Source organism: Bacillus sp. HMSC036E02 (assembly GCF_001836235.1).
In the GTDB taxonomy this organism is placed as follows: domain Bacteria; phylum Bacillota; class Bacilli; order Bacillales; family Bacillaceae_G; genus Bacillus_A; species Bacillus_A cereus.
Map to the genome: position 1 here is coordinate 1,614 of NZ_KV827881.1, position 4,590 is coordinate 6,203.

Consider the following 4,590-nt stretch of genomic DNA (forward strand, 5'->3'; position numbering starts at 1 on the left):
CCCTGTTGGACCGGTTACTCCTGTTGGACCTGTAGTGCCTTCCCCTGTCGCCCCAGTTGCTCCCGTATCTCCTGTTGCCCCCGTCGGACCTTGGATTCCTTGAATTCCCTGTGGACCTTGCACTCCTTGTGCGCCCGTCGCTCCTTGAATTCCTTGTACTCCTTGCACACCTTGGGGACCCATCGGACCTGTTGGACCAATCTCCCCTTGAGCACCTTGCACTCCTTGGGGACCCTCTGGACCCGTTGCTCCTATTTCCCCTTGTATCCCTTGAATTCCAGTTGCTCCTTGTGCTCCAGTTGCTCCCGTTATCCCTTGCACACCTTGTATTCCCTGTATTCCTTGTGGACCTTGTGGACCTGTTGCTCCTACCGGTCCTTGAATACCTTGTATCCCCTGAGGACCCTCTGGACCCGTCGCTCCAACTGGACCTGGCACACCTTGAATTCCTTGCGGCCCCTGAAGTCCCTCTGGGCCTTCTGGACCTGTTGGTCCTATATCACCCATCGGACCTTGTATCCCTTGAACTCCCTGTGGCCCTGTTGCTCCTGATGGCCCTGGTACTCCTTGTATTCCTTGTGGACCTTGATCTCCTGTTGCCCCTGTTGCCCCTTGAGGCCCTATAGCCCCCTGTATACCTTGTGGACCTTGATCTCCTGTTGCTCCCGTTGCCCCTTGAATACCTTGAACTCCTTGTATTCCTTGTTCACCAGTTACTCCCGTCGGACCAGGAATACCTTGAATACCCTGCGGACCTTCTGGACCTGTTGGCCCAATTGGCCCTTGAATCCCTTGGATTCCTTGCAAGCCCTGTGCTCCCGTGCTTCCAGTCGGACCCGTACTTCCCGTTGCTCCTGTTACCCCTGTACTTCCTGTAGCTCCAGTATTCCCAGTTGCTCCAGTCGCACCTGTACTTCCACTCGGTCCACCGCCCGGACCTGTCGCACCAGTCGGCCCCGTCGGACCAGGAGGTCCTCCAGATGGTCCAGTTATCCCAGTTGGACCTGTTATTCCAGTCGGGCCTGTTATCCCCTGACCAGTTGCTCCGGTTGCACCTGTATTTCCACTCGGTCCTTGTGTTCCTTGTATCCCTTGTGCTCCTTGTATTCCTTGTGGACCAGTTACACCCGGTAACCCTTGGACGCCTTGAATTCCTTGAGGTCCCTCAGGTCCCGTCGCTCCAATTGGCCCCTGTAATCCCTGTATCCCTTGTATACCTTGTGCCCCAGTCGCTCCCGTTGGACCAATCGGACCTTGTAACCCTTGCACACCTTGAGGTCCTGTCGCTCCAGTTTCTCCTTGTGGTCCTCTCAATCCTTGTGGGCCCTGCTGTCCTTCTGGTCCAGTTGCACCTATTGGCCCAACTGATCCTTGTATCCCTTGCACACCTTGAGGTCCTGTCGGGCCCATCTCCCCCATCGGACCTTGTAATCCTCTTGGTCCTTGAGGTCCTGTTGGGCCTTGTGGACCGGTTGGACCAGTAATCCCTATACCTGTAAACCCAGTTGGAACAGGGGGGAAAGTAGGCCCAATAAGTTCGGGTGGAATTCTAAAATTAGAGCTTAACGAATTTTGCTTCCGATTATTATCACGATTCTTCACACTTTCACCACCTACAAACCATCTTTTTCATAATAAATAAGCCTCTTCTTAATCTATTTACAAAAATAATTTCCAAGACTATTTTTATTTTAAATAATAAAAACTCCCTTAATTTCTTAAGGGAGTCCTGCAATTGAATCCATATTATCTGTATTAGGGACAGCTTGCGCTATACTCGATGTATTTACATTTTGCCCCATATTTGCTCCTGTTACAGTACCAGCAGGAGTACCCCTTGTATACGTCGTCGTCACCGAATCTCCCGGCTGTAAACAAAGCTTCGTCTCCGTCCCTATTACTGTAACAACATCAATCCAAGTACACCCCATTGAACCACTATATGATTTCGAAGCAGTAAATGAAGTGTCACTCAAATTATCACCGGTAAATATATTTCCAGTGTTATTCACAATAACAAACTCTTTTATATGAGCAGGCATAATTACACTCTACCTTTCCTCTATGAACCTAACGTACGTGTACTCGTTGCCAAAGGCGGAAGAAATACTGATGTTCTAATGACCGCTTCTGGCTGCCTTTTTCCATTTAAAAAAATAGCCGCACTTGATCCTCCAGCACCTGCATATACTTTTGCTACAGCTAAAGGTGAGAGATCATAACAGTCACCGACATTAACAGCTCCTGTATTATTAATAATTTTTACTTTACGCAAATTAATCCCCATTTACCCCTCCTCCTTTTTTATACTGTATGCAAAAGAAAAAAACTTGAAACAGACTCGTTTCAAGTTTTTTTCAATTAACTATTTCGTTTCACCTTCATATTGAAGCATACCGCCAACCATGTTCACTGTTTTAAACCCTTGTTCATTTAAATAATGACATACATTTTCACTGCGCATTCCTGAACGACAAATAAAGATATATTCATTCTCTTTATTAAAGAAATCTACTTTATGTGGGATATCGCCCATTTTAATGTGTACAGCTTCTGGAATCTTTCCTGCCGCTACTTCTTCATCTTCTCTTACATCTACTAAAAATAACGTTTCTCCATTTTCTAAACGCTCTTGCACCTCTTCTGTAGTAATTGTTTTAACTTCTGTCATATGTAGTTCCTCCTTATATACAATAAAACCTTTAGTTTCTTTTTCACAAACATTCTCTACCAATTTTAGCATGCAAAAGAAAGAACGCAAAGAATCGAAAAGCTATTTCTCAATTTTCTCGTAAAACTTATTCTTTACAAACATAACTAGCACATTGTATCCTCAATATACTTGTTTTATGAAAGGAGTCGATTAAAATGACGCTTTTTCTTTTCATTATAGGCATTGTGTTCTTACTCGCTGCAATTATTGTACTTAGTATGAAAAATAATAAAAAGATAAAATCGCCACAAGAAATGTCATTCTTATTTCTATTGCTTAGCATAGCGTTTTTCGGTATAGCAATTGCTACATATATTTTCCGTCTACAAATCATGTGAAAAAAGGTGCCTACTTCAAACACTGCACCTTTTCCCCATCATTTTCCTTCTACACAAAACTAGATACTTTCCGATTCAAAAATTCATAAACTTTCTTTTCGAATAAATGAATATCCAATACTCCTGCCATATGCCCATTTATACTTTCTATCTCATATACTTCCGCATACTTCCCTTGTTTTTGCAAAATATCTACCATTTTATAATTATAACGAGACGGCTGAAGCAAATCTTGTTTACACGGAATCATAAGTACATTCGCTTCTATGTTAGAAAGAGATTCTTCTAGTGAAGAAAACCCATGTGTAATATCATGCAATAAAACTGCCTTCGCAGTATACATCCATGAATTTGCATCTACTAGCTCTATACTTCTATATGTCGCTTTATTTATCTCTTTTTCAAATGATGTTAGTGTAGAAAACTTTTCATAAGGTTCTACCTCTATACTATTACGAGAAAATGTTCTTTCATAAAAATACTCATCAAAAGCGTTCATAAACATCATTCTATTTGCTAAATGAAGCCCCTTTATCGGCTGCTCTTCTCCATATTTTCCATCTTTCCAATTTGGATCGAGTTGAATTGCCTCAATCGCATTTTGCGCTACGTTTACTGACGTAATAATTGGGTTTTGTGGGTTCGTAATAACGCCAATCATCCGCTCTACCATATGTGGATAGTGAACCGCCCATTGTTGTGCAATCATCCCCCCCGCCGACGGTCCGATTACAGCGTGTAACCTTGAAATTCCCATACCTTTTATTAACTCATATTGTACACGAGCTACATTAAGAAATGTAAAAATCGGAAAATCCATAGCATATTCTTCTCCAGTTTCTGGATTAATTGATTTCGGTCCTGTTGTAATTACATATGGATTCCTCACCTGCACATTACAAAGATTATCCGTGCATATAACAAAATACTTATTTGTATCAATTGCTTTTCCAGGTCCAATTAGCCCATCCCACCAACCAGACTCCTCATCATGAACTGTATATTTTCCTGCCGCATGACTTGTTGCACTAAAATAATGACAAACCAAAATCACATTTGACCTTTCTCTATTTAAAGTGCCATATGTCTCGTATCCCATTTGAACAGGAATTTCTCTGCCATTTTCAAACGTAAACCCTTTTAAAACAAACTTCTCCTTTTTTACAATTTGCACAGACTCTCCCTCTCCCCGTTATAGTATGAACTGCTTACTAAAGTTTTTTTTCTATGCAAACTAATCTCCTTCTTCTTTTCATAAATAAATGAATAATATACAAAATTAGCCACAAAATAGCACTATATTACAAGATTAAAGAGGGCGTACATATGATTTGGAATTGGTTACGTAAGAAAAAAAAATCAAATAAACCAGAAGCAAACGAAACAGATAATCAGGAGCAGCATTCTAACAATCAAGAGGATGATAACAAAGAACAGACTAGAAGTATGAAACATAATAAAGGTAAAAATAACGAGCAAAAAGATTCTTCTCAGAATAAGCAACAAAGTGCTAAACAAGAGGATTCCTCTCAGGATAAG

The 4,590-nt window shown here is 41.7% G+C and carries 5 protein-coding genes and 2 pseudogenes; 2 read left to right on the top strand and 5 right to left on the bottom strand.

Annotated features, from left to right (window positions below; genetic code table 11):
* The 4 genes and pseudogenes from HMPREF2590_RS26965 to HMPREF2590_RS26980 form a co-directional block, all read right to left on the bottom strand.
* A pseudogene (locus HMPREF2590_RS26965) lies at nt 1–1,602 on the bottom strand (BclA-related collagen-like exosporium protein); the annotation flags it as partial.
* Nucleotides 1,603–1,718: 116 nt separating this feature from the next.
* Nucleotides 1,719–2,042 (bottom strand): hypothetical protein, encoded by a 324-nt coding sequence (locus tag HMPREF2590_RS26970; protein WP_001110848.1) that lies wholly within the window; start codon nt 2,040–2,042, stop codon nt 1,719–1,721.
* A 20-nt stretch (nt 2,043–2,062) separates the two neighbouring features.
* On the bottom strand, nt 2,063–2,287 hold the full coding sequence (locus HMPREF2590_RS26975) for a spore germination protein (RefSeq protein WP_000512465.1): 225 nt from the start codon (nt 2,285–2,287) through the stop codon (nt 2,063–2,065).
* Nucleotides 2,288–2,365: 78 nt separating this feature from the next.
* On the bottom strand, nt 2,366–2,671 hold the full coding sequence (locus HMPREF2590_RS26980; protein WP_000141207.1) for a rhodanese-like domain-containing protein: 306 nt from the start codon (nt 2,669–2,671) through the stop codon (nt 2,366–2,368).
* Between the two features lie 197 nt (nt 2,672–2,868).
* Between HMPREF2590_RS26980 and HMPREF2590_RS26985 the strand changes: the two genes are divergently transcribed.
* Nucleotides 2,869–3,051 carry a hypothetical protein gene (locus tag HMPREF2590_RS26985; RefSeq protein WP_000171881.1) on the top strand — a complete coding sequence of 61 codons (183 nt, stop codon included), beginning with the start codon at nt 2,869–2,871 and terminating at the stop codon, nt 3,049–3,051.
* 49 nt (nt 3,052–3,100) lie between these two features.
* Here HMPREF2590_RS26985 and HMPREF2590_RS26990 read toward each other — a convergent pair whose 3' ends face one another.
* Complete coding sequence (locus HMPREF2590_RS26990) at nt 3,101–4,225, bottom strand: homoserine O-acetyltransferase family protein (RefSeq protein WP_050822134.1); 1,125 nt, start codon at nt 4,223–4,225, stop codon at nt 3,101–3,103.
* A 152-nt stretch (nt 4,226–4,377) separates the two neighbouring features.
* On the opposite strand from HMPREF2590_RS26990, the pseudogene HMPREF2590_RS30180 reads away from it, so the two are divergent.
* Nucleotides 4,378–4,590 (top strand): annotated as a pseudogene (locus HMPREF2590_RS30180) (spore germination protein); the annotation flags it as partial.